The sequence below is a fragment of the Bradyrhizobium septentrionale genome, from assembly GCF_011516645.4.
GTDB classification, from domain to species: domain Bacteria; phylum Pseudomonadota; class Alphaproteobacteria; order Rhizobiales; family Xanthobacteraceae; genus Bradyrhizobium; species Bradyrhizobium septentrionale.
Window position 1 is genome coordinate 3599143 of sequence record NZ_CP088285.1, and the last position, 24254, is coordinate 3623396.

The following is a 24254-nucleotide window of genomic DNA, read 5'->3' on the forward strand; positions in this document are numbered from 1 at the left end:
TCCATTTTCACCCATGAATCGATGACAAATCATCATACGCCCGATCATCATGCATCGGGCTGCTGAACCAGGTCGGCGAGACGCTGCATGTCTGGTGGGAGCGCTACGAGCGCCGCCGCGAGCTGTCGCAGTGGACGGAGCGCGACCTGCACGACATCGGCATGTCCCGCAGCGACATCGTGTTCGAGACCGACAAGCCGTTCTGGCGGGCCTGAGAAGGACGCCGTCGCCGGCGCCGCCTCGATGGAGGGGCGCCGGCCAATTTCTTCACCCGAGGAGCGTGTCATGGTTGCGCTGCATCTCGACGATCTCAAGCAATACTCTGACGTGCTGCGCGCCAAGGACGGCAGCGAGATCAAGGTGCGCTTCGTCGAGCCGCGCGACCGCGAAGAGCTGCAGAACTACATCCGATCGCTTTCCGCGGGGTCCCGTTACAACCGCTTCCTGGGCGCACTGAGCGAGCTGCCGAAGACGGAGCTCGAGCGTTTCATTCATGTCGGCGAGGCTGACCGGTTCACGGTGGTCGCGACGATGCTGGTCGATGGTTTCGAAACCATCGTCGGCGAAGCCCGCTATGCCTTCCATGCCGATACGTCGAGCGTCGAGTTCGGCCTGTCGATCGATGACCGGTGGCAGGGCCACGGCATTGGCAAGGCGCTTCTGAAGAATCTCGAATGCCGCGCGGCGTCCCTCGGAGCCGAGCGCATTTTTGGCGACACGCTGCGTTCCAATGCGACGATGATCGGGCTCGCCCGCAAGTCCGACTATGCCTTTATGCAAAGCCCCGGCGACTGGAAGCTGGTGCGCTTCGCGAAAGAGATCCACGTCGAGCCGCAAGACATTCCCTGTGCCAGCTGGCGGCTTGCCGCCACTTCCCGCTTGGCCGCGATGTCCTCGCTTGCGGTTTGACTGACTAGGCCCGGTTCTGGCCTCCCCAGAACCGGGCCCTTTTCTTTTTGATCTTGCTCTGATCCCGTTGGCTCTATCCGGGCTACGCTTTTTCCTTGCCTCTCCCCCTGTGGGAGAGGCCGTAGCGCGGTCCTAACCGGCTACATAGGTAACAGAATAGACCGGCGACATAGGTAACGGGTCAACTGATCGGCAAGGAGGAACTTGCCGATGGGGTGGATGGAGACCTGTGCTGTGGATGAACGGATGCGGTTTGTGGTGGCGGCACAAAAGCACGAGGAGTCGTTTGCGGCGGTGTGCCGGCGGTTCGGAGTGAGCCGTCGGGTGGGCTACAAATGGCTTGCACGGTTCGAGGAAGAAGGCGCGGCCGGACTGTTCGATCGTCCGCGAGCTCCGCTGCATCGTCCACAAAGCGTTGCGGAGAAGATCGCTGAGCGCTGCCTTGAGGTGCGTCGGGCGCATCCTAGCTGGGGGCCGATCAAGGTGCTGGCCTTTCTCGAACGGAAGTCACCTCGGACGGCATGGCCCGCGGCAAGCACGATCGGCGAGCTGTTCGATCGTGAGGGGCTGACGGTGAAGCGCAAGCTGCGCCGGCGCGGGCCGCCCTCGAGCGCGCCCTTTGCCGGTTGCGAGGCGGCCAACGACGTCTGGTGCATCGACTTCAAGGGCTGGTTCCTGACCGGGGACGGCATGCGCTGCGAACCGCTGACGCTCACCGATGCCTATAGCCGCTATCTGCTGCGCTGCCAGGCCTTGGCACGCACCGACACGGATCATGTCTGGCCTGTGCTGGACGCTGCGTTGCGCGAGTTTGGGTTGCCACTCTACATGCGCTCGGACAACGGCTCGCCGTTTGCCTCGCGCGGCGCCGGAGGATTGTCACGACTGTCGGTCAAGCTGATCAAAGCCGGCGTGACGCCGGAGCGCATTGCACCGGGCAAACCTCAGCAGAACGGCCGCCATGAGCGGATGCATCTGACGCTGCTGCAAGACGTTGCCAATCCGCCGGCTCCCACCATGCGCGAGCAGCTCAAGCGCTTGCACAGCTTCCAGCATCTCTACAACGAAGAGCGTCCTCACCAATCGCTCGACAACGCCGCCAGCCGACCGTTACCAGGCCTCCTCGCGCCGCTTCGACGGTGTCTTGCGCAAGCCGGAATACGCTGACGGTCAGGACGTCCGCTCGGTCCGGCACAACGGAGAGATCAAGTGGTTGGGCAACACGATCTATATCAGCGAAGCGCTGATCGGTGAGCCCGTCGGCTTGGCCGAGGACCCGGACGGCTGGACCGTCAGCTATGGCCCGATCGTGCTCGGCACGATCGCCCATCGCGGTGACCAACTCCACAGCCCCAACAACAGACCTGAACGAAACGAGAATTGTGTTACCCATGTCGTCGGTCTGAACCGTTACCCATGTCGCCGGTTGCTCAGCGCATGCAGCGTAGCGGAATGCGCTGCGGGTGAGGGGTGCAGCCTCTCGGCAAACTCGCTCTCACGGATAGACCTGAACCCTCACCCGGAATTCAAGCTGCGCTTGAATTCCGACCTCTCCCACAAGGGGAGAGGTGTAGGGATCGCCGTGCGTGTCCGCCTATGAACCCCGGAACACCGGCTTGCGCTTCTCGATGAAGGCCTGCACCGCCTCCTTGTGATCGGCCGTCGTGGTGAGCCGGATCAACCGCTCGGCCTCATGGTCACGCGCGGCGGCGAAGTCGAACTGCAGCGCTTCGTCGAGATTGTCCTTCATGTAGCGCAGCGCCAAAGTCGGGCCTTCGGCCATCGACTTCGCCAGTGCAAAGGCTTCGTCCTGCAGCGCCTCGTCCGGCACCACGCGATTGACCAGGCCGATTTGCTCGCATCTGACGGCATCGACCTTTTCCGAGGTGAACATCAATTCGCGGGCGCGCGAGGTGCCGACCAGCCGTGTCAACAGCCAGGCCATGCCGTAATCGCCGCTCAGCGCCACGCGCAGATATCCGGTCGAGATGAAGGCGGATTGTGCGGCGATCCTGATGTCGCAGGCCATCGCGATCGCAAGGCCCGCGCCGACCGCCGGACCGGGCAGCGCCGCAATGGTCGGCTTGCGCACCGAGGCGAGTGCGCCGGTCAGCAGGCGCTGGCGCTCCTGAAGGTCCGCGACCTTGTCCTCATAGGACATTTCGAGCTTCTTCGGGTCGCGATGCGCGCCCATGCCCTTGACGTTGCCGCCGGCGCAGAACGCCTTGCCGGCGCCGGTGACGAGCAGCACGCCGACCTCGGGGTTCTCGCCGCAGGTCCGGATCATCGTACGCAGCGCCGGCGTCAGCGTGTCCGACAGCGAGTTGCGGGCATCCGGGCGGTTCAAGGTGATGATGGCGACGCGGTCGCGGATCACGCAGAGCAGCTCGTCGGTGCCGGTTTCGATCTTGATTTCGCTAGTCATGTTTCCCCCGCGGGTTCAGTTGTTGTCGTCATTGCGAGGAGCGAAGCGACGAAGCAATCCATCTTCCCCGAGATGAGGCATGGATTGCTTCGCTCCGCTCGCAATGACGGACGTGGCGGCAGCTGATATCCAACCTACGCCTTAGAGATGATCTCCGTCATCTCAAAACTTCTCAACCCAGGGCCGCAATTCCAGCTCCCAGGTCCAGGCGCTGCGCGGCTGTTGCAGCACGTTCCAGTAGCTCAGCGCAATCGCGTCGGGATCGAGCATCGAATCCGGGCGGTCGGCGGGCTCGGTGCGGGCGGCGCTGCGGATGCCGCCGTCGATCACGAAATGCGCGACATGGATGCCCTGCGGCGACAGTTCCCGCGCCATGCTCTGCGCCAGCCCGCGCAATGCGAACTTGCCCATCGCGAACGGCGCCGATTGCGCATAGCCCTTGACGCTGGCGGAGGCGCCGGTGAACAGGATCGCGCCTTTCTTGCTGGGCAGCATGCGCTTCGCCGCTTCCTGCGCCACCAGGAAGCCGCCGAACGCCGAGACCGCGATCGCCCGCTCGACCTCGGAGGGGACGAGTTCAACGAAGGGTCCACGCGAGCGGCCGGAGGCGTTGTAGACCACGAGATCAGGGGTTCCGATCTCGCGCTCGACGAGGCCGAACAGACGCTCGACATCCTCGGCCTTGGTGGCATCGCAGGCATAGGCGCGCGCGCCGGTTTCGGTGCAGAGCGCGCCGAGCTTCTCGATGCTGCGGGCGCCCAGCGCCACGCGAATTCCCTCCCGCGAAAATAGCCGTGTCAGCGAGGCGCTGAGGCCCTCGCCAGCGCCGACGATCAGGGCGATCTTGTATTTTGGAATATCCATTGGGCTTTCCTTTGCTCGGCCGGAGGAGGATAGTCGTGCTCAAACAAATGAGAAGCGAAGCCGGGAATTCAATGCAGCCGCTCAAGCAGGATCAGAAAACGTCATCCACCAACCAGCCGGGACTGCTGGCGCCCGATACGACGGGAATGAATTTCTACCGGGCCGATCCCGCGCTGACCGACCTCCTGAAGCTGCATCTCCCTGAAGCGTTGTTCCGCCACATCGAGCCGCATCTCGACCGGCTCGGTGGACTGGCCGGCGGCCTTCTCGACGAATGCGCGCGGCTTGCCGACCGGCATACGCCGGTGCTGCACCAGCGTGACAAGTTCGGCCGCGACGTCCAGCACATCGAATATCATCCGGCCTATCGCGAGATCGAGAAGGTGGCGTTCGGCGAGTTCGGCATTCACGCGCTGTCGATCCGCAAGGGCATCATGGGCTGGCCCGAAAAATATCCTGTGGTGGCCAAGCACGCCTTCACCTTCCTGTTCAACCAGACCGAATTCGGCATGGGCTGCCCGATCAACGTCACCGACGGCTGCGCCAAGCTGTTGGCGAATTTCGGTAGCGAGGCCTTGAAGGCGAAATATCTGGACGGCCTGACCCAGACCGACATGAGCAGACTGACGCAGGGCGGTCAGTTCATGACCGAGAAGGAGGGCGGCTCCGACGTCGGCACGCTGACCACGCGCGCGGTGCAGGATGGCGACCACTGGCGGCTCTATGGCGAGAAGTGGTTCTGCTCCAACGCCGATGCCAAGGTGGTGATGCTGCTGGCGCGGCCGGAAGGCGCGGGGCCAGGCACACGCGGCGTCGGCCTGTTCCTGATGCCGCGCTTCCTCGACGACGGCGCGCCGAACCACTACCGGATCGTGCGCCTGAAGGACAAGCTCGGCACCCGCTCGATGGCTTCCGGCGAGATCAAGCTCGACGGTGCGATCGCTTACGTGGTCGGCAAGCTCGACCGCGGCTTCGTGCAGATGGCCGAGATGGTGAACTCGTCGCGGCTTTCGAACGGCGTGAAGTCGACTGCGCTGATGCGCCGCGCCTTCCACGATGCGATGACGGTCGCGAAGGGCCGGGTGGTGTTCGGCCAGCGCATCATCGATCTGCCGCTGGCGCGGCGGCAGCTGATGAAGATCATGCTGCCGACCGAGCAGGCGCTCTCGATGAGCTTCCTGACCGCCGACGCGCTAGACCGCGCCGAGGCCGGCAGCCAGGATGCCGCGGCGCTGCTCCGCATCCTGACGCCGACCTTGAAGTTTCGCGCCACCCGCGATGCCCGAAAAGTCTGCGGCGACGCCATGGAGATGCGCGGCGGCATCGGCTACATCGAGGAATTCGTCACGCCGCGGCTGTTGCGCGACGCGCATCTCGGTTCGATCTGGGAGGGTACCGGCAACATCGTCGCGATCGATGCGCTGAAGCGCGCGGTCGGCCGCCATGGCGCCGACAATGCGCTCGCCGCCGATCTGCATGCGCGGCTCGATGACAGCCCGCACGTGCCGCAGGCCTGGCGCAGCCGGCTGCGTGACCTCAGCGATCGCGCGATCGGGTTTGCACGCGAGGTCGCTGGGAGCATCGACAATGAGGGCGATGCGCGGCGCGCCACCAGCCTGCTCTATCACGTCGCAAGCGCGGTGGCGCTGGCATGGGAGGGCGGCCGTATTCACGAAATGCGCGGAGATGCACGTAGGCTGCTGCTGTCGCGGATGGTGATCGATCATCGCGTGATGCCGGGCGATCCGTTCCGGCTTGCGGAAAATACCGTTCAACGCAGGATGACCGAGCATCTGCTCGGCGATCGCGCCGTCGGCATGGCCGAGGTTGGCGAATTGCTCATCGCAGCGTAGGCTGCCCCGCGAGCGCACAGTTCAAACAAACAAAAACGCCAAGGGAGATCCCGATGAAGGCCGCCGTTCTGCATGAAGTCAACAAGCCGCTGGTGATCGAGGATGTCAGCGTGCCCAATCCGGGGCCGCGCGAGGTCCTGATCCGCACCGCGGTCGCGGGCCTCTGCCATTCCGACTTGCACTTCATGGAAGGCCTGTATCCGCATCCGCTGCCCGCGGTGCTCGGCCATGAATCGGCCGGCGTGGTCGAGAAGGTCGGCTCCGACGTCAATTACGTGAAGCCGGGCGATCACGTCGTCACCTGCCTCTCGGTGTTCTGCGGCACCTGCGACAATTGCACCACCGGCCGCACCGTGCTGTGCACCGACACCACGGTGAAGATGCTGCCCGGCGCCTCCAACCGGTTGTCCTGGAACAGGTCGGAGAAGCTGCACCAGTTCCTCAATCTCTCGTCGTTCGCCGAGCAGATGCTGGTGCACGAGAACGCCATCGTGAAGATCAAGAAGGAGATGCCGCTCGATCTCGCCGCGCTGATCGGCTGCGGCGTCATCACCGGCTATGGCGCCGTGGTGAACACCGCCAAGGTGACCGCCGGCGAGACCGTCGCGGTGATCGGCTGCGGCGGCGTCGGCATGGCCGCGATCAACGGCGCGCAGATCGCCGGCGCCGGCCGCATCATCGCGATCGACACCAATCCGGCCAAGCTGCAGCTCGCGACGAAGCTCGGTGCCACCGACATCGTCGATCCGGCCCGCGGCGACGTGGTCCAGCAGGTGCGCGAGCTCACCGGCGGCGGCGTGCAACACTCCTTCGAGGTGCTCGGCCGCAAGGACACCGCCGAGCAGGCTTTCGGCATGCTGGCGCCCGGCGGCACCGCGACAATCGTCGGCATGATCCCGTTCGGCCAGAAGATCGAGCTGCACGGTTTCGACTTCCTGCGCGAGCGCAGGATTCAAGGCTCCTCAATGGGCTCCAACCATTTCCGCGTCGACATGCCGCGCCTCGTCGACTTCTACATGCGCGGCAGACTGCATCTCGAGGACTGGATCTCGGCCAAGCTGAAGCTTTCCGAGATCAACGAAGGCTTCGCCAACATGAAGGCCGGCAAGACGCTGCGCAGCGTGATCATGTTTGACAGCTGACGAACTTGTCGTCGCCCGGCTTGACCGGGCGACCCAGTACGCCGCGGCGGCAGTCGCGTGAATCAACTGCAGCCGCGGAGTACTGGATGCCCCGCATGAAGCGGGGCATGACAGCGGAGGGTGACGCTGCGACCGTCGCCGTCACCGCGCGACATGCGCGGACACCGCGAGCCATTTGCCGTTCTGCCGCGCCCAGCAATCGGTGTAGCGGCCGTGCGCGGGCTCACCGTCGGCGTTGGTGTAGCTGGTCTGCGCGTGGATGATGGCGAAATCGCCGAGGATGCGGATCTTGACGTCCTCGGCCTTCAGTCCGTTGATCTTCACCGGGATCGCCGTCTGCTTCAGGAAGGCGGTACGGTCGACCAGGCTCTTGTCGGGATTGGTGCAGTAGAAATCCTGCGCCAGGATTTCGTCGAAGCGCTTGACGTCGCAGTTCTGAACCGAGTCGACGTAATCCTTGTTGAGTCTTGTCAGCTCTTCGAGATCGCTGCTCATCGTGTTCCTCCCTGTTGTTGTCCGTCATTCTGTGCGAGCAGCGGCGCTGTCGATACCGTCATCCTGAGGTGCGAGCTCTTGCGAGCCTCGAAGGATGCACGGCCACAGTCGGGCCGTCGACCCTTCGAGACGGCCGCTTCGCGGCCTCCTCCAGCGACAACGGCAAAGCCGTTGCGCGGGGGTGACGGTGATTAGAGTTAGGTGCGCGTCATTGCCGTGCAATGACTTCAGCGGCTCGCCTAATCATCAAACATCTTCGGCGGCACGAAGCCGCCGAACTCGCGCTCGATCAGCTCGGCGAGCTTGAGCGGCGTGCGGTCCTCGAGCCAGGGGCCGACGATCTGCACGCCGAGCGGCAGTCCGTCGAGCGCAAAGCCGGTCGGGATCGCCGTCGAAGGCAGGCCGGGCAGGGTCGCGATGCCGGGCCAGGCGAGCTGGTCGGTGTAGATGTGCGGTTCGCCGTCGATCAGGATTCTGCGCTGCTCCTGATCGAGCGAATGATCGTGCGGATAGGCCGGCGTCGGCATGATCGGGCAGATCACCACGTCGAAGGACTTGAAGAACTCGCGCCATTGCGCGCGGAGCCGCGAGCGCGCCGCCGTCGCCTGCACCCAGTCGCGATGGCTGAGCGCGATGCCGCGCAGCCGCTCGGCCTGCAGGCTGGTGTTGTCGGCCGGCAGCGCGGCCGCCGCCGCGCAGGCGCCGGCATAGACCTCGGGCGGAAAGTTTGCGCCGAGGAACGACAGCAGCATCCGCATATAGAGCCGCGACGACGCCGCGAAATCCGGCAGCAGCGGGCTCGTGCGCGAGACCTTTGCGCCGGCCTTGTCGAGATGGCTGGCGAGCTTGTCGATCGAGCCGCGAACCGCCTTGTCGGTCGGCAGCACCGGATCGGTGTCGATGACGAGGATGCGGAAATCCCGCAAGTTCGCATGCCGCGCCGCCGGCAGTTCGAGCTTGTACGCCTTGCCGGCGTCGAGCGGATCGGGGTCGGCCATCACGTCAAGCAGCAGCGACAGGTCGGCCGCGCCGCGCGCCATTGGGCCGGTCGCCGCGAGGTCGCGTTCATAGATCAGCGGCGGCAGCGGCGGCGCGGTGTGGCCGCGCGACGGCAGCAGCGCGAAGGTCGGCTTGTGCGCATAGACGCCGCAATGGAATGCCGGCACGCGCAGCGAGCCGCCGATGTCGGAGCCGAGCGACAGCGCGCCGTAGCCCGCCGCGAGCGCCGCCGACGATCCGCCGGAGGAGCCGCCCGGCGTGCGGCCGAGGTCGTAAGGGTTGTTGGTGGTGCCGTAGATCTCGTTGTAGCTCTGCCAGTCGGCGAGCCCGACCGGCACGTTGGTCTTGCCGAGGATCACGCCGCCGGCGTGCTTCACCCGCGTGATCGAGAGCGCGTCCTCAGTCGGCGTGAAGTCCTTCTGCGCCGGGTAGCCCCAGGTGGTCGGCAGGCCCGCGACGTTGAAGGATTCCTTCACCGTCATCGGGATGCCGAGCAGCGGCCTGTGCTCGCCGCGCGCGATCGCGGCATCCGCGGCGCGGGCAGCAGCGAGGCCGCGCTCGAAATCGCGGACGCAGACCGCGTTGACCTTGCCGTCGTGGCGCTCGATGCGACCAATCGCGTCCTGTGCGAGCTCGACCGCCGAGACCTGCTTGCTGCGTAGCGCCTCCGACAGTTCGACGGCGGTCGAAAAACTCCATTGCGATTTGGCCACGGCGTGCTCCCGGTTCTGGTTGGCGCGATGATGGGCAGTTTGGCTGCCGCCCGCAAGCGCTGTAGCCGCCGCATGGCTGCCGCGTTTGATCGGAATTGCGGGTGCGTGATCGAAGGCAATGCCCATTTCACCTCGCCCCCGCTTGCGGGGAGAGGTCGGATTGCATCGCTAGATGCAATCCGGGTGAGGGGGTACAGGTCTCACTGAGGCCACAACTCGTGGAGGCAGCCCCTCACCCGAGCCCTCTCCCCGTAAGAACGGGGAGAGGGAGAAGAGAGCTACGCCGCGCCGATCAGGATACCGACCGCGAGCACGATCGCGCCGCCCAGCACGATCTGGAATGCCGCCTGCAGGAACGGCGTGTCCATGTAGCGCGAGCGGATGAAGGCGATCGCCCACAATTCGAAGAATACCACGATCCCGGCGATCGCGGTCGCGATCCAGAATGCGTTCGGCCAGGCGTCGGGCACCAGATAGGGGATGGTGTGGCCGAGGCCGCCGAGCGTCGTCATCAGGCCGCAGGTCAGGCCGCGCAGCCAGGGCGAGCCGCGCCCGGTCAGCGAGCCGTCGTCGGACAGTGCTTCGGCAAAGCCCATGCTGATGCCGGCGCCGATCGAGGCGGCAAGTCCGACCAGAAATGTCTGCCAGTTCTGATGCGTTGCGAAGGCGGCGGCGAATAGCGGCGCCAAGGTCGAGACCGAGCCGTCCATCAAGCCGGCAAGTCCCGGCTGGACATACTGCAGCACGAACATCCGCCGGCGCGTGCGGTCTTCCTCTGCGCGCACATCGGGCTTGAGGATGTCGCCGGTCAGCTTGACCGCGAGCTTTTCGTGGCCCTTCTCCTCTTCGGCGAGATCGCCGAGCAGCCGGCGCACGCCGACATCCTCGGCCTTCCCGGCGGCGCTGATATAGAAGCGCTCGGCTTCCAGTTCCATGGTCTCGACTTCCTTGCGAATGGTGTCGAGCGGCAGGTTCTTGGTCAGCCAGATCGGGCGGCGGCGCAGAAAGCCTTTGACGTCCTCGCGCCGGATCGGCGGCAAGTGCTGACCGAAGCGCTGCTCGTAGGTCTCCAGCAGCCGGTGGCGATGGCCGCGCTCCTCCTCGGCCATCTCCTCGAAAATCTTCGCGGTATCGGGATATCGCCCGGCGAGGTCCTCGGCGAAGGTCATGTAGATGCGGCTGTCCTCCTCCTCGGAGGCGATCGCGACCGCCAGCACCTCGCGCTCGGTCAGATCGGCAAAATTCTTCACGGCAACGCACCCTGTTCTTCCAGTTTAGAATTAGAATAGTTCTAAACTATAGAAGCGCGCCGCCGCCGGGTCAAATCAAGGTGGCCCCGAATCCGGGCGCTGCCGCGCCGGACGGCGCCGCGGATCTGGCGAAGAACGCTTTTCAGAACAATGAGATGAGCGTGGACCGAGCGGCGCGCTCAGGGCCGGGAGCCGGCCTCTCGCAGGAATGTGAGCAGGAGCCGGCTGACCTCGTCCGGCTGTTCCTGCTGCACCCAATGGCCGGCGCCGTCGACCAGATGGCAGCCGATCATCCGGGTGCAGGCCCTGGTCTGCATCGCCTCGAACACGCCAGGCCGCTGATAGGTGCCCCAATCCTGCTTGCCCGAGATGAAGGCGGAGGGCTGGTCGATGCTGCGGCCGCTCCAGGTCTGCAATTCCGGGGTGAACGCGCCCGAGGTGCCGCAGCGGTACCATTGCAGCCCGCCCTGGAATCCGGTGCGCTGATACTCGGCGCTGTAATAGGCGAGCTCCCGATCCGGCAGCCAGGTGTTGGCGGTGATCGCCTCACGCGACGGCATCTCCACGGCCACCGTCGCCGCCATGTCCTTGGCGAGATCCATCACATAGTAGGTCGGCAGTTTGGCCAGCTCGCCCGCCGACCAGGACTGCAGCGGATACGGCCTGTTGTCTTTCCAGTCCGCGCTTTTGTGATGGTAGTAGGCGCGCAGGAAGTCGTGCACGCCCTGCGGCGCGCGATGCATGTCGTCATTGGCCGAACGCGTCGAATAATACCACTGATAGTGCTTGCGCGGCCGCGGCAGCGCGGCGAGCTCACGATGCACGGGATCCTCAGTCGCGGGCTTTGCCGGCGCGCTCGCGATATTGAACGGCAGCGATGGCGGCCCCGCGAACGGCGCGCTCATCATCGCGACCGCGCGGAACACGTCGGGCCGGATCAGCGCGCACCACGCCGCGACCGACGAGCCGAAATCATGCCCGATCACCGCATCGACATCCGTATAGCCGAACGCTGCGACCACCCCGAGCGCATCGCGCACCAGATTGGGCAAACGGAACGACGCGAGGTCGCCGTCATAGTCCGCGTTCCAGCCGGTGGTGCGGCCATAGCCGCGCTGGTCCGGCGCGATCACATGATAGCCGGCCGCAGCCAGCTTCGGCATCACCTTGCGCCAGGAAAACGCCAGCTCCGGAAAACCATGCAGCAGCAGCAGGCAGGGACGGCCGGATGTCTCGAAGCCGGCTTCGAGCACATGCATACGCAAGCCGTTGATCCCGTCGACATAACGCGAGCGGATGGTTGCGGGGAGCGGGACGTCGGGGAGGGCTGCCATCGTAAGGATCACCTGTTCAGGACAGCCGCAGAACCAGCGCATTTGGCTGTATGCTGGCGGTCATTGTTCTCACGATAGCAACTTTGGCCAGGGGATGCATACCGCATGCGCCACGCGAGGATTGCAATGCTGCCCGGCTGGATGGCGCGGCCCGTTCTGACGATCGTGGCCGCAGGCCTGCTGCTGCTGCCGGCGGCGCGTGCGGCCGATATCAAAGAGCTGACCGAAAAATTGCCGCGCGCCTATATCGGCGAATTCCTGTGGGATGGTGACAAGACGGTGCAGAACGTCGTCATCACCTTCGACCAGGTACGCGCCCTGAACGAGCAGAACGCGGAAGCGCTCGGCTGCGGTTCGTATGAGGTCGGCCGTCGCGTGACCAAAATCAAGGTGCGGATGTTCGTCCGGCTGTCCGATCTCGAGGTCGAGCTGTTCGAGCGGTCGCCCGACGGCGACGGCTCGTTCGAGACCGGCGGCAGCCATCGCGGCAAGCTGTCGGATGATTTTCAGCAGATCGACGCGCAGTGGACCACCACGGCCACCGGCCAGCACGGCCAACTCCATCTGCGCGCCGTGGCGTCGGCCGCCTGCGAGCCGGCAGCGGCGCTGTAGCTGGTGTCAGCGTCTCTGAGTGGGCAAAGCACCGCCTAACCCTCCCCTGAAAGGACCTTTCAGGGGAGGGCAAGCAAGTCACGCCTTGCCCGCCGCCTTCGGCCAATACCGGTCGCGCAGATGCCGCTTCACCAGCTTCCCGGTCGGCGTGCGCGGCAGCTCGGCCTCGAAGTCGATGCTCTTCGGGCATTTGATCGGCGACAGGTGTTGCCTGCAGAACGCGATCAACTCGGCCTCGAGCGCCTTGCCGGCCTTGGCCATGTCGTGCGGCTGCACCACGGCCTTGACCTCTTCGCCCATCTCCTCGTTCGGCACGCCGAACACCGCGACGTCGGAGACCGCGGGATGCGTGATCAGCACGTCCTCGGTCTCCTGCGGATAGATGTTCACGCCGCCGGAGATGATCATGTAGCTCTTGCGGTCGGTGAGATAGAGGAAGCCCTCTTCATCGAGATAGCCGACATCGCCGAGCGTCGACCATCCCCTGGCGTTGTAGGCTTTCTTCGTCTTCTCGGGATCGTTGTGATAGGTGAAGGCGGGCGCGTCGGCGAAATAGACCTGGCCGATCTGCCCCGTCGGTGCTTCCTCGTCGTTCTCGTCCAGGATCTTGACCTTGCCGACCACGGCGCGGCCGACTGTGCCGCGATGGGTGAGCCATTGCTGCGACGTTGAAACCGTGACGCCGTTGCCTTCGGAGCCCGCGTAATACTCGATCAGGATCGGTCCCCACCATTCGATCATCTTCGCTTTGACGTCGACCGGGCAGGGCGCCGCGGCGTGGATCGCGCCCTTCAGCGAGGAGACCTTGTAGCGGCTGCGCACCTCGTCGGGCAGCTTCAGCATGCGCACGAACATGGTCGGCACCAGCTGCGACTGCGTCACCTTGTGCTTCTCGACCTGCTTCAGAAATTCCTCGGCGTCGAAATGCTCCATGATGACCGAGGTGCCGCCAAGCACCGTTGCCATCATGTTGAAGCGCAAGGGAGCCGCATGATAGAGCGGCGCCGGCGACAGATAGATGCTGTCGGCGTTCATGCCGCACATGTCGGCGGTGAGAATCCGCAGGAACGGGTTCGGCACGTCGATCCGGTTGCCCTCGAACTCTTTCTTGATGCCCTTGGGCCGGCCGGTGGTGCCGGAGGAATACAGCATGTCGTAGCCCGCGACCTCGTCGGCAACCGGCGTGGTCGGCTGTGCGCCGGCTTCCTTGTCGTAGGAGCGGAAACCCGGTGCCGGCTCGTCCATCATGTAGAACAGCGGTTCGCCTGGCTCGCCCTTGATCAGGCCTTTCACCTTGTCGGCGCACTGCGGCGTGGTGATGAACACCTTCGCGCCGCAATCCCTAATGATGTAGGCGATCTCCTCTTCCGTCAGGTAGCGGCTGATCGCCGTGTAATACAGCCCCGAGCGCTGCGCCGCCCAGCAGATCTCCATGAAGGCGAGCCGGTTTTCCATCAAGAGCGCGATGTGGTCGCCGGCCTTCAGGCCGAGCGAGCGAAACAGATGCGCGCCCTGGTTCGAAAGCTCGTCGAGCTCGCGATAGGTGATGGATTTGCCGCTGCCCGCCATCCGGTAGGCGATCTTGTCAGGCGTATTGCGCGCGTGGATAGAGGGGTGGGTCACAAGGCGTTCCTCAAACAAGGTGGTCGTCCCGGCGAAAGCCGGGACCCATAACCACCGTTTCGTGTTGTTGAAATGAGTTGGGGCCGCAGCCCGGCATAACCACAAGCACCTGTGGTTATGGGTCCCGGCTCAAGGCCGGGACGACACTTTTTGTGTGGAGGCCGTAACGGCCTCACCGACGTTTCTTACAGCCGCTCGACAATCGTCACGTTCGCCATGCCGCCGCCTTCGCACATGGTCTGCAGGCCGTAGCGCTTGTTGCGCTGCTTCAGCGCATGCAGCAGCGTGGTCATCAGCTTGGTGCCGGAGCCGCCGAGCGGATGGCCGAGCGCGATCGCGCCGCCGTTGACGTTGAGGCGCGCCGGATCGGCGCCGGTGGTCTTCAGCCACGCGGTCGGCACCGAGGCGAAGGCCTCGTTGACCTCGAACAGGTCGATGTCGTCGACCTTCATGCCGGCCTTCTGCAGCGCGCGCTGGGTCGCCGGCAGCGGCGCTTCCAGCATGATCACGGGGTCGCCGCCGATCATGGTCAGATGATGGATGCGCGCCATCGGCGCGACGCCGAGCGCCTTGAGGCCCTTCTCGTTGACGACCATCACGCCGGAGGCGCCGTCGCAGATCTGGCTGGCGCTAGCCGCGGTCAGCTTGCCGTTCTCGGCGATCAGCTTGACGCCCTTGATGCCGTCGAGGCTGGCGTCGAAGCGGATGCCTTCGTCGATGTGGTGGGTATCGGTCGAGCCGTCGGCGCGGGTGCTCTTGACCGGCACGATCTCGTCCTTGAAGCGGCCGGCTTGCGTCGCCGCGATCGCGCGCTGATGGCTGTTGTAGGAATATTCGTCGAGCTCGTCCTTCGACAGGCCGTACTTCTCGGCCATCATCTCGGCGCCGGTGAACTGGCTGAAGACGATGTTGGGATATTTCGCCTCGATGCCCGGGCTCTTGTAGTGGCCAAAACCGTTCTTGGCGGGCAGCGAGGAGGCGAGCCCCATCGGCACGCGGGTCATCGATTCCACGCCGGCGGCGATCACGCAGTCCATGGTGCCGCTCATCACGGCCTGCGCCGCGAAGTGCAGCGCCTGCTGCGAGGAGCCGCACTGGCGGTCGATCGAGGTCGCGGGCACGCTCTCCGGCAGCTTGGAGGCCATCACCGCGTTGCGCGCGACGTTGTTGGACTGCTCGCCGGCCTGCATCACGCAGCCCATGATGACGTCCTCGACCTGCGCCGGGTCGGCGCCGGTGCGATCGACCAGCGCATCGAGCACGGTCGCGGCCAGATCGGCGGGATGCCAGCCGGCGAGACGTCCCCCCTTGCGGCCGCCCGCGGTGCGAGCGGCGGCAACGATATATGCCTCGGCCATGTCTGATCTCCCTGATGTTCTGATTGGGCGGTTCTGAAAGTTGGGCCGGATTAAGGGGTGGCTCCGCATTTAGTCAATCAATCAATTAACTCTTGAGTGCAGCCCCGCCATGGGGTTATGTGCGGCCTCGATTTACCGGCGAGTCCGGAACCAAGAGCGGGACCAGAGCGCAGTTGAATACCAGCGTACCGACGAAACTTGCCGCGGGCAAAAACGCCACGGCGGACAAGCTATTGGTGGCGGCCAGCGAGCTGATGATCGAGCGCGCCTCGATCGAGGTGTCGCTGTCCGACATCGCGCAGAAATCCGGCGTCAACGCCGCGCTGGTGAAATACCATTTCGGCAACAAGGACGGGCTGTTGCTGGCGCTGTTGGCGCGCGATGCCGCCACCGAGATGTCGCAGCTCGAATACCTGTTGGCGCAGCCGATCTCGCCGTCCGCGAAGCTGCGGCTGCATATCGGCGGCATCATTCGCGCCTATCACCAGTTCCCCTATATGAACCGGTTGATCCATTATCTGCTGCACGAAAGCTCGGCAGGTGCTCCGGACGAGGTGTCGAAATTCTTCGTCGCGCCGCTGCTGGATTTTCATCGCCGCCTGCTCGCCGAAGGCATCAAGGCCGGCGAGTTCCGCAAGATCGATCCGGTGTTGTTCTACACCAGCCTGATCGGCGCCTGCGATCATCTGTTCTTCGGCCGCCACGCGATGTCGCGCGCGGTCGGCGTCGGTCCGGTCACCGACGAGGTCTGCCGCGAATACATCAAGCACATGGAAGCCTTGATCTTCGGCGGCGTGCTCAATCCCGATAAGGAAACGGCGGCGGTCGCCGCCGGATAACAAGTTCGAAGTTGAGAGAAGAAACGCCCAAGGAAAGGTTGCTCCATGCAGTTGAAAGACGTTGCCGTTCTCATCACCGGCGGCGGCTCCGGCCTCGGTGCCGCGACCGCCCGCGCCATGGCGGCCAAGGACGCCAAGATCGGCGTGATCGACCAGAACAAGGAAAACGCCGAGAAGGTTGCCGCCGAGGTGAAGGGCATCGCGCTGCATGCCGACGTCACCGACGAGGAGGCGATCAAGGCGGCGATCGCCAAGGCCGAGGCCGCGCACGGCATCGCGCGCGTGCTGATGAACTGCGCCGGCATCGGCGGCTCGCAGCGCATCGTTGGCAAGGACGGCGTCTATCCGCTGGCGAAGTTCGTCCGCATCATCAACGTCAATCTGATCGGCACCTTCAACGTGCTGCGCCTGTTCGCCGAGCGCCTGGCGACCGAAGCCCCGATCGGCGAAGAGCGCGGCGTCGCGATCAACACCGCGTCGGTCGCAGCCTATGAAGGCCAGATCGGCCAGATCGCCTATTCGGCCTCGAAGGGTGGCGTCGTCGGCCTCACGCTGCCGGCCGCGCGCGACCTCGCCAGCCTGAAGATCCGCGTCAACACCATCGCGCCCGGCCTGTTCCTGACGCCGCTGCTGATGGGCCTCAACGAGGAAGCCCGCAAGAGCCTGGGCGCCCAGGTGCCGCATCCGGCCCGCCTCGGCGATGCTTCTGAATACGGCAACCTCGCCGTCCACATCGTCGAGAACCCGATGCTCAACGGCGAAACCATCCGCCTCGACGGCGCCATCCGCATGGCGCCGCGGTAACGGCGAATTCTGCTGTCGTCCCGGCGAAAGCCGGGACCCATACTCCGCGGCGTCTGTAACGGGCGAGCTGGCAGGCGCCGCGCAAAACAACAAAAGCCTGTGGTTATGGGTCCCGGCTCGCGCTTCGCTTGGCCGGGACGACGGGTCGGGAGGACCATACGCGTGTCTCAACCGCTGCTGATCGAACATCACGACGGGGTCGATTGGGTCACGCTCAATCGTCCCGAGAGCCTGAACGCGCTCGATCCCGCCATGATCGATGCGCTCAACGTCTACTTCCAGGGCCTGCAGCGCAACCGCGACACCCGCGTGGTGGTGCTGAAGGGCGCCGGTGCGAATTTTTGCGCCGGGCTCGACCTCAAGCACGCGATGGCGCGCCGCGGCGGGCAGACCGAGCCACCGGGTGTCACGGAGTCGCTCGACTCGCAGCGCCGCATTGCCGACATCGTGATGCTGATGCGGCGCTGCCCGCAGCCGATCATCGCGCTGGTGCAGGGCGCGGCCGCCGGCGGCGGCTTTGCGCTGGCGCTCGCCGCCGATATCCGCATCGCTGCAAAGAACGCGCGGATGAACTGCGCCTTCATCAAGCTCGGCCTCGGCGGCTGCGACATCGGCACCAGCTATTTCCTGCCGCGCCTCGTCGGCGTCTCCGTCGCGTCCGAACTGATCCTCACCGGGCGCTTCATCCATGCCGACCGCGCGCTCGCCGTCGGCCTTGTCTCCGAGGTGGTCGAGGCCGCCGATCTCGATGCTGCAGCCAATCCTTATGTCGAGGCGATGATGACGGCCTCGCCGGTCGGTCTCCGCCTCTCCAAGGAATGCATCAACATGAGCGTCGATGCCGGCTCGATCGAGGCCGTGATTGCGATGGAGGATCGCAATCAGGTGTTGTGCAGCCGCTCGGAAGATTTTCAGGAGGGCATCAGGGCCTTCCTTGAGAAACGAAAGCCTGTCTATATCAGGCGCTGATAAAAAGTCCGCAAAGGACAAGAAATTCCGGGAGACGCAAAATGGATGGTGACGCGGCGATGCTGACAAAACCCGCCTTTCGCAAGGTGGACTGGCTCGCGCGTGACATCGCGGTCGAGCGGCGCGACGACGGCACCATCGTCCTGAAGTCGCGGATTCCGCTGCAGGCCTACGAGACGCACATTCCGGCCTATCTCGCCAAATGGGCGGCGCAGGCGCCGGAGCGCATCTGGCTCGCGCAGCGCGGCGGTCCCGACAGAGCGTGGCGCAAGCTCTGCTATGGCGAAGCCAAACGCACCGTCGATGCGCTGACGCAGGGCCTGCTCGATCTCGACATTGGCGCAGACCGGCCCGTCGCAATCCTGTCAGGCAACTCGATCGAGCATGCGCTGATGACGCAGGCGGCGATGCAGGCACGGCTGCCGGCCGCGCCGGTGTCGCCGGCCTATTCGTTGATGAGCCAGGATCATCTCAAGCTCAAATATCTGTTCAACCTGATCAAGCCCGCCGCCGTGATGGTGCAGGATGGACCTGCCTTCGAGAAGGCGCTGAAGGCGATCGATCTCACAGGGATCACCGTCATTCACGTGCTGCGTCCGTGCGAGGGCATCAAGAGCGTGGCCTTTGCCGAGCTGGCCGCAACGCCGGTGACATCCGCGGTCGGTGAGTCCATCGCGAAGATCACGCCCAAAACCGTCGGCAAGCTGCTGTTCACCTCGGGCTCGACCGGCATGCCCAAGGCCGTCATCAACACCCAGGAGATGATGTGCGCCAATGCGGCGATGATGATGCAGGTGCGGCCCCGTGAAACGGCCGGGCCGATCCCGACCGTGCTCGATTGGATGCCGTGGAATCACACCATGGGCGGCAACGCTGCGTTCAATCCGGTGCTGGTCGACGGCGGCACGCTCTATATCGACGACGGCCGGCCGATGCCGGGTCAGCTCGAGGAAACCATCAAGAACCTGCGCGAGGTCTCGCCGACCTATTACGCCAACGTGCCGGCCGGTTATGCCGCGCTCGCAGCCGTCATGGAGAAGGACGAAGCGCTGTGCCGGAGCTTCTTCAAGAACCTCGCGATCATGGGGTATGGCGGTGCGCGGCTGCCTGACGATCTCTATGACCGGATGCAGGCGCTGGCGGTGAAGACCACGGGCGAGCGCATCGTGTTCTACACCGGCTGGGGCTCGACCGAGACCGCGCCGACCTCGACCGGCACCTATTGGGACACCGAGCGCGTCGGCCTGATCGGCCTGCCGTTCCCCGGCGTCGAGCTGAAGATGGTGCCGTGCGGCGCGAAATACGAATTGCGGCTGCGCGGCGTCAACGTCACGCCGGGCTATTTCGGCCAGCCTGACCTCACCGCCAAGATGTTCGACGAGGAAGGCTTCTACTGCATCGGCGATGCCGGTGTGTTCGTCGATCCAGAGGACCCGCTGCAAGGCATCATCTTCGCCGGCCGCGTGGTCGAGGACTTCAAGCTGACCACCGGCACCTTCGTCCATGTCGGCTCGCTGCGCACCGATGCGATATCAGCCGCGACGCCGGTGGTGCATGACGCGCTGGTTGCGGGGCAGGATCGTGCGTTCATCGGCCTGTTGTGCTGGCCGAACCTGCACGCCTGCCGTCAGCTCGTCGGCAATGCCGAGGCGACTTACGACGACGTGATCCGGCACCCCGACGTTGTCGCTTGCCTCAGGAAAGGCCTGCAGGCCCACAACGCGTCGACCACCGGCAGCAGCATGCGGATCGCGCGCGCGATGCTGATGGTCGAGCCTCCATCGATCGACGGTAACGAGCTCACCGACAAGGGCTACATCAACCAGCGCGCCGGCCTCGAGCGCCGCGCCGCACTGGTCGAGAGGCTCTATGCCGACAAGCCCGGCGACGACGTGATCGTGCTGTGATGACGCCGATGCTCTCTCCACTCGTCATTCCGGGGCGCGCGAAGCGCGAACCCGGAATCTATTTTGCAGCGAGTCCGGAGCCCGATGGATTCCGGGCTCGCGACTTCGTCGCGCCCCGGAATGACGAAGAACAAGTGACAGCGAGAAAAAGGTAAGCGCCATGAATTTCGATTTCTCCGACGAACAGAAGCAGATGCGCGATGAGGCGCGGAAATTCTTGAGCGAACAATGCCCGCCGAAGGCCGTGCGCGAAGTGCTCGACGGCAAGGCGCCCTACGACAAGGCGCTGTGGAAGGGCCTTGCCGAGATGGGCTTCCTCGGCGTCGCGATCCCGGAGCAGTTCGGCGGCGCGGGTGCTGGCCATCTCGAGCTCTGCGTGATTGCGGAGGAAATGGGCCGCGCGCTGGCGCCGGTGCCGTTCTCGTCGACCGTCTATCTCGCCGCCGAAGCGATCCTGATCGCAGGCAGTGACGCGCAGAAGCAGAAGTGGCTGCCGAAGATCGCCTCCGGCGATGCGATCGGCACGCTCGCGCTATTCGAGGGTCACGGCAATCCGTCGCCGAAGGCGGTCAAGGTGACCGCCAATGGCGGCGTGCTCAACGGCGTCAAGAAGCCGGTCGCCGATGGTGCGATCGCCGATTTCGCCGTGGTCGCCGCGCGCACCGGTTCGAGCGGACGTGAATCCGATTTCTCTTTGTTCATCGTCGACCTCAAGGCCGGTGGCGTCGAGGTCAAGTCGCTGACCAATATCGACCTGACCCGCGGTCAGGCGGAGATCACCTTCAAGGACGCCAAGGCCGAGCCGCTCGGTACCACCGGCGAGGGCTGGAGCGTGATCACCCAGGTGCTGGATCGCGCGGCCGTGTTGATGGCGTTCGAGCAGGTCGGCGGCGCCGACCGCGCGCTGGAGATGGGCCGCGACTACGCGCTCGACCGCATCGCCTTCGGCCGTCCGATCGGCTCGTTCCAGGCGGTCAAGCACATGCTGGCCGACATGTATGTCTCGGCGACGCTGGCGCGGTCGAATTGCTATTACGGCGCCTGGGCGCTCTCGACCAATGCCGGCGAATTGCCGGAAGCCGCCGCCGCCGCGCGCATCAGCGCGACGCAGGCGTTCCAGCACTGCGCCAAGAACAACATCCAGGTCCACGGCGGCATGGGCTTCACCTGGGAGTTCGACTGCCACATGTACTACCGCCGCGCCAACGCGGTGGCGCTCGGCCTCGGCAGCCTGTCCTATTGGGAAGACGCCTTGATTGATCGCATGCGCAAGAAGAACGCGGCGTGAGGGGTACTCGCGTCCCGGACGCGGTGCAGCGTGAAACGCTGCTCCGTAGAGCCTGGACCCATCGGGCTACTATGGACCCCGGAATAGCAGCGCACCACTCCGTGCTGCGCCGCATCCGGGGAACGCAGGAGAGGACAGAGTCATGAATTTCGACGACACCCCGCAGGAGGGCGCATTCCGCGCCGAGGCGAAAGCCTGGATCGCGGCCAATGCGCCGAAGCAATATGAGGAAGAGCTGCGCAAGGCCTCACTCGGCCGCTTTCAGCTCAAGGGCGCCAACATCCTCGAGGTCGCCAAGGCCTGGCAGAAGAAGAAGGCCGATGCCGGCTGGGCCTGCCTGCACTGGCCGAAGGAATATGGCGGCCGCGGCTCGTCGCCGATCGAGCGCGTGATCTGGCAGCAGGAGGAGGGCCCGTTCGGCCGCCTCAGCTCAATGTTCATCATCGGTCATGGCATGTGCGGCCCGACCATGATGGCGTTCGCCGGCGAGGAGCAGAAGCGCAGCTACCTGCCGCCGCTGGCGTCCGGCGAGAAGATCTGGTGCCAGCTGTTCTCCGAGCCGGCCGGCGGCTCCGACGTCGCGGGCCTGCGGACCCGCGCCGAGAAGCATGGCGACGAGTGGGTGATCAACGGCCAGAAGATCTGGACCTCGGGCGCGCACTATTCCGACTACGGCATCCTCTTGACGCGCACCGATCCTGATGTGCCGAAGCACAAGGGCCTCACCATGTTCTTCCTGGACATGAAGAGCCCGGGCGTCGAGGTCAGGCCGATCAAGCAGGCGAGCGGCGCCTCGGATTTCAACGAGGTCTATTTCACCGACGTGCGCATTCCGGATTCGCAGCGGCTCGGCACTGTCAATGACGGCTGGAACGTGTCGCTCACCACGCTGATGAACGAGCGCATGTCGATCGGCGCCGGCGTTTCGACCGGCTTCCCCGAACTGTTCGACTTCTGCAACAGCCTGATGCTGGAGGACGGCCCGGCGATCGAGAACCGCGCAGTGCGTTCGAAACTGGCGAACTGGGCGGTGAAGGCGAGCGGGCTGAAATACACCAGCATGCGCGCGATCTCGGCGCTGTCGAAGGGCGAGCGGCCGGGACCGGAGAATTCGATCGGCAAGCTGGTCGCGGGATCGATGATCCAGGACGTCGCGGCCTACGCGCTCGATCTGCAGGGCGCGGCGGGCGCCTTGAGCGGGATTGAGGATGCCGAGGTCGCCGGCAAATTCCAGGCGATGCTGCTGCGCGCGCCGGGCACCCGCGTCGAGGGCGGCACCGACGAGATCATGCGCAACATTATCGCCGAGCGCGTGCTGGGCCTGCCCGGCGACATCAGGGTCGACAAGGACGTTCCCTTCAACAAGATCCCGACCAAGGGAAGGAATTGATCGTGTCCCGGGCGCGATGCAGCGTGAAGCGCTGCTTCGCAGAACCGGGACCCACAAGGCCACAATAGGCCCAGGCTCAGCAGCGCACCGCTTCGCGCTGCGCCGCGTCCGGGGCACGAGACAGGAGAATGCGAGATGAATTTCGATGACACGCCGCAGGAAGCCGAATTCCGGGCCGTCGCCCGCAGCTGGGTCGCCGCCAACGCGCCGAAGGAGTTCGAGGAGGAGCTGTCAAAGTCGTCGCTCGGCCGCATCAAGCTCGCCAGGCACGACATGGTCGAGGTCGGCAAGGCCTGGCAGAAGAAGAAGGCGGAGGGCGGCTGGGCCTGCCTGCACTGGCCGAAGGAATATGGCGGCCGCGGCGCGACCCCGATCGAGCGCGTGATCTGGCAGCAGGAGGAAGGCGTCTACGGCAAATTGACCCAGCCGTTCCAGATCGGCGAGGGCATGTGCGGCCCAACCGTGATGGCCTGGGGCTCTGAAGACGCCAAGCGCCGCTATCTGCCGAAGCTTGCGTCGGGCGAAGAGATCTGGTGCCAGTTGTTCTCCGAGCCGTCGGCCGGATCCGATGTCGCGGGGTTGCGCACCCGCGCCGAGAAGAAGGGCGACAACTGGGTCGTCAACGGCCAGAAGATCTGGACCTCCGGCGCGCATTATTCCGACTATGGCCTCTTGATCGCGCGCACCGATCCGAATGTGCCCAAGCACAAGGGCCTCACCATGTTCTTCCTCGACATGAAGAGCCCCGGCGTCGAGGTCAGGCCGATCAAGCAGGCCAACGGCATGCAGGAGTTCAACGAGGTCTATTTCACCGACGTCGTGATCCCGGACAGCCAGCGCCTCGGCGCGGTCGGCGAGGGCTGGAGCGTGTCGCTGACCACGCTGATGAACGAGCGCATGTCGATCGGTTCGCGACTCGCGACCGGTGTGCCCGAGATGTTCGAGTTCTGCTCCAATTTGATGCTGGAGGACGGGCTTGCAATCGACGATCCGGCGGTGCGCTCCAAGCTTGCGAACTGGGCGGTGAAGGCGAGCGGGCTGAAATACACCAGCTACCGCGCGATCTCGGCGCTGTCGAAGGGCGAGCGTCCCGGTCCGGAAAATTCCATCGGCAAGCTTGTGTCGGGCCTGATGCTGCAGGACATCGCGACCTACGCGATGGACCTCGAGGGCACGGCCGGCAGCCTCACCGGCACCGATGAGGAGCAGGCCAACGGCCAGTTCCAGCAGATGCTGCTGTCGTCGCCCTCGATGCGCATCGCCGGCGGTACCGACGAGATCCTGCGCAACATCATCGCCGAGCGCGTGCTCGGCCTGCCGGGCGACATTCGGGTCGACAAGGACGTGCCCTACAACAAGATCCCCACCAAGGGGCGTTGAAGATTCTCGTGTCCCGGACGCGATGCGGCACGCAGTGCCGCGTCGCAGAGCCGGGACCTAACCTTGCATAGGCCCCGGCTCTGCGGCGCGGCACTGCGTG

General features: G+C 65.0%; 20 protein-coding genes and 1 pseudogene. 13 read left to right on the forward strand and 8 right to left on the reverse strand.

Translation table 11 applies throughout. The features are described from left to right. Positions 1 to 122 precede the first annotated feature (122 nt). The 3 genes and pseudogenes from HAP48_RS50765 to HAP48_RS18730 all read left to right on the forward strand — a co-directional run. On the forward strand, positions 123 to 215 hold the full coding sequence (locus HAP48_RS50765; RefSeq protein ID WP_420869902.1) for a DUF1127 domain-containing protein: 93 nt from the start codon (positions 123 to 125) through the stop codon (positions 213 to 215). A 70-nt stretch (positions 216 to 285) separates the two neighbouring features. After that, a complete protein-coding gene (locus HAP48_RS18725; RefSeq protein WP_166211573.1) occupies positions 286 to 909 on the forward strand; it encodes a GNAT family N-acetyltransferase in 624 nt (207 codons plus the stop codon). 210 nt (positions 910 to 1119) lie between these two features. Further along, positions 1120 to 2233, forward strand: a pseudogene (locus tag HAP48_RS18730) (integrase core domain-containing protein); the annotation flags it as partial. Positions 2234 to 2503: 270 nt separating this feature from the next. Here the strand turns inward: HAP48_RS18730 and HAP48_RS18735 are convergent. Together HAP48_RS18735 and HAP48_RS18740 are read right to left on the reverse strand one after the other, a co-directional pair. Next, positions 2504 to 3334 (reverse strand): enoyl-CoA hydratase, encoded by an 831-nt coding sequence (locus tag HAP48_RS18735; RefSeq protein ID WP_166211570.1) that lies wholly within the window; start codon positions 3332 to 3334, stop codon positions 2504 to 2506. A 162-nt stretch (positions 3335 to 3496) separates the two neighbouring features. Beyond that, complete coding sequence (locus HAP48_RS18740; protein WP_166211567.1) at positions 3497 to 4198, reverse strand: SDR family NAD(P)-dependent oxidoreductase; 702 nt, start codon at positions 4196 to 4198, stop codon at positions 3497 to 3499. 71 nt (positions 4199 to 4269) lie between these two features. Between HAP48_RS18740 and HAP48_RS18745 the strand changes: the two genes are divergently transcribed. Then, entirely contained in the window at positions 4270 to 6051 is a 1782-nt protein-coding gene (locus tag HAP48_RS18745) for an acyl-CoA dehydrogenase family protein (RefSeq protein ID WP_166211564.1), read from the forward strand. 53 nt (positions 6052 to 6104) lie between these two features. Then, entirely contained in the window at positions 6105 to 7193 is a 1089-nt protein-coding gene (locus HAP48_RS18750) for a Zn-dependent alcohol dehydrogenase (RefSeq protein WP_166211561.1), read from the forward strand. Positions 7194 to 7334: 141 nt separating this feature from the next. On the opposite strand, the gene HAP48_RS18755 is transcribed toward HAP48_RS18750, so the two are convergent. From HAP48_RS18755 to HAP48_RS18770, 4 genes are all read right to left on the reverse strand, one after another. Then, positions 7335 to 7688, reverse strand: coding sequence for a nuclear transport factor 2 family protein (locus tag HAP48_RS18755; RefSeq protein WP_166211558.1), 354 nt, complete (start codon positions 7686 to 7688; stop codon positions 7335 to 7337). 239 nt (positions 7689 to 7927) lie between these two features. Next, positions 7928 to 9400 (reverse strand): amidase, encoded by a 1473-nt coding sequence (locus HAP48_RS18760; RefSeq protein ID WP_166211555.1) that lies wholly within the window; start codon positions 9398 to 9400, stop codon positions 7928 to 7930. A gap of 278 nt (positions 9401 to 9678) precedes the next feature. After that, entirely contained in the window at positions 9679 to 10650 is a 972-nt protein-coding gene (gene mbfA, locus HAP48_RS18765) for an iron exporter MbfA (RefSeq protein ID WP_166211550.1), read from the reverse strand. A gap of 179 nt (positions 10651 to 10829) precedes the next feature. Then, complete coding sequence (locus HAP48_RS18770) at positions 10830 to 11984, reverse strand: alpha/beta hydrolase (RefSeq protein ID WP_166211546.1); 1155 nt, start codon at positions 11982 to 11984, stop codon at positions 10830 to 10832. A 105-nt stretch (positions 11985 to 12089) separates the two neighbouring features. Here HAP48_RS18770 and HAP48_RS18775 point away from each other — a divergent pair, with 105 nt between their 5' ends. Next, on the forward strand, positions 12090 to 12596 hold the full coding sequence (locus tag HAP48_RS18775; protein ID WP_166211543.1) for a hypothetical protein: 507 nt from the start codon (positions 12090 to 12092) through the stop codon (positions 12594 to 12596). Positions 12597 to 12674: 78 nt separating this feature from the next. Here HAP48_RS18775 and HAP48_RS18780 read toward each other — a convergent pair whose 3' ends face one another. Further along, complete coding sequence (locus HAP48_RS18780) at positions 12675 to 14219, reverse strand: acyl-CoA synthetase (protein ID WP_166211540.1); 1545 nt, start codon at positions 14217 to 14219, stop codon at positions 12675 to 12677. Between the two features lie 185 nt (positions 14220 to 14404). Beyond that, positions 14405 to 15577 (reverse strand): acetyl-CoA C-acetyltransferase, encoded by a 1173-nt coding sequence (locus tag HAP48_RS18785; RefSeq protein ID WP_166211537.1) that lies wholly within the window; start codon positions 15575 to 15577, stop codon positions 14405 to 14407. A 173-nt stretch (positions 15578 to 15750) separates the two neighbouring features. On the opposite strand from HAP48_RS18785, the gene HAP48_RS18790 reads away from it, so the two are divergent. From HAP48_RS18790 to HAP48_RS18820, 7 genes are all read left to right on the forward strand, one after another. Further along, positions 15751 to 16416 carry a TetR family transcriptional regulator gene (locus tag HAP48_RS18790; RefSeq protein WP_166211534.1) on the forward strand — a complete coding sequence of 222 codons (666 nt, stop codon included), beginning with the start codon at positions 15751 to 15753 and terminating at the stop codon, positions 16414 to 16416. A gap of 45 nt (positions 16417 to 16461) precedes the next feature. Beyond that, a complete protein-coding gene (locus HAP48_RS18795) occupies positions 16462 to 17220 on the forward strand; it encodes an SDR family NAD(P)-dependent oxidoreductase (protein WP_166211531.1) in 759 nt (252 codons plus the stop codon). A gap of 162 nt (positions 17221 to 17382) precedes the next feature. Next, a complete protein-coding gene (locus HAP48_RS18800) occupies positions 17383 to 18189 on the forward strand; it encodes an enoyl-CoA hydratase/isomerase family protein (RefSeq protein WP_166211528.1) in 807 nt (268 codons plus the stop codon). A 41-nt stretch (positions 18190 to 18230) separates the two neighbouring features. Then, on the forward strand, positions 18231 to 20096 hold the full coding sequence (locus HAP48_RS18805; protein ID WP_166211525.1) for an AMP-binding protein: 1866 nt from the start codon (positions 18231 to 18233) through the stop codon (positions 20094 to 20096). Between the two features lie 160 nt (positions 20097 to 20256). Further along, a complete protein-coding gene (locus HAP48_RS18810) occupies positions 20257 to 21384 on the forward strand; it encodes an acyl-CoA dehydrogenase family protein (RefSeq protein WP_166211522.1) in 1128 nt (375 codons plus the stop codon). Between the two features lie 142 nt (positions 21385 to 21526). Further along, positions 21527 to 22774, forward strand: a complete 1248-nt coding sequence (locus tag HAP48_RS18815; RefSeq protein WP_166211519.1) for an acyl-CoA dehydrogenase — start codon at positions 21527 to 21529, stop codon at positions 22772 to 22774. A gap of 135 nt (positions 22775 to 22909) precedes the next feature. After that, on the forward strand, positions 22910 to 24154 hold the full coding sequence (locus tag HAP48_RS18820; protein ID WP_166211516.1) for an acyl-CoA dehydrogenase: 1245 nt from the start codon (positions 22910 to 22912) through the stop codon (positions 24152 to 24154). Positions 24155 to 24254: the final 100 nt, after the last annotated feature.